At 57.2% G+C, this 773-nt stretch carries 2 protein-coding genes; both read right to left on the bottom strand.

Annotation, left to right across the window (positions count from 1 at the left end; genetic code table 11):
• Positions 1 to 163: 163 nt before the first annotated feature.
• A complete protein-coding gene (locus tag RA19_RS25400) occupies positions 164 to 505 on the bottom strand; it encodes a hypothetical protein (RefSeq protein ID WP_039168756.1) in 342 nt (113 codons plus the stop codon).
• The coding region (locus RA19_RS27295) for a hypothetical protein (protein ID WP_039168753.1) at positions 506 to 773 on the bottom strand (268 nt) is incomplete at its 5' end. It lies immediately after the preceding gene.

The following is a 773-nucleotide window of genomic DNA, read 5'->3' as shown; positions in this document are numbered from 1 at the left end:
GGAAAATCCCTAGAACCCCAATATGCGCCACCGCGTCAGGAGTACCCAACCGACCTGATTTCATACCCGATCTACTTAATTATTGTCACTGTGACGTTATATTACATACTCAACCCGCTACTCTGGCTCTGCTCTTTTCGCAGCACCGCGGCCCTATCGACGATCAACTCTGCGCCTTGTTCAAGCTCTCCAGCGAGCTTTTGACTATGCTCACACTGCTGTTCAATGACCCAAGTGCTGCTCCGGTAGCCCGGTTGGTCTGGTCCAAACTCCGGCCCATGCTGGCTAGCTCGCTCCTGGTACTCTTCTCCAAGGCCACGAAGGCGGTGTGTAAGCTGGCGCAATGCTTCTCGTACTCGCCCAATGTGCTCTGCAACTGCGCCTGCAAGCTCTTCAAAGCGCGCTGTTGCGCGTCGAGCTGCGCCCGCAAGTCCATCGTCTCGTCCTGGTGCCGTTGTTCCATCCGCTCGAATTGAGCTGTCAGCAGCCGCTCTAATTCGGTCATCTACTTCACCCCCACGGCCATCAGGCCCTTGTACGTCCCTTCGTCCATCTTGAACGGTGTATCGATCTGCCTCGCCACGATGTACTGCCCATCTCGGTCGCGCACGAACGTCACCCCTTTGGGCAAGCTGTCTAGGGTCCGTTGGGCTGTGCTGATCTGCTGGTTTAGGCTCTGAAGCTCGGTCAGTTGCCCGGTGATCTCGTTCGCTAGGTATGCTGCCACCCCCCAGGTACTGCCCCCGGCCCCTAGGATAACCGCCATCGATATC

The organism is Leisingera sp. ANG-M1, assembly GCF_000813745.1.
GTDB lineage: Bacteria > Pseudomonadota > Alphaproteobacteria > Rhodobacterales > Rhodobacteraceae > Leisingera.
The sequence above is the reverse complement of the archived record's forward strand: the minus strand, read 5'-3'. Positions and strand labels throughout refer to the sequence as shown.

Excerpts from the sequence above, each read along its gene's own strand:
- RA19_RS25400 (WP_039168756.1), bottom strand. The coding sequence starts at position 505 with ATGACCGAATTAGAGCGGCTGCTGACAGCTCAATTCGAGCGGATGGAA.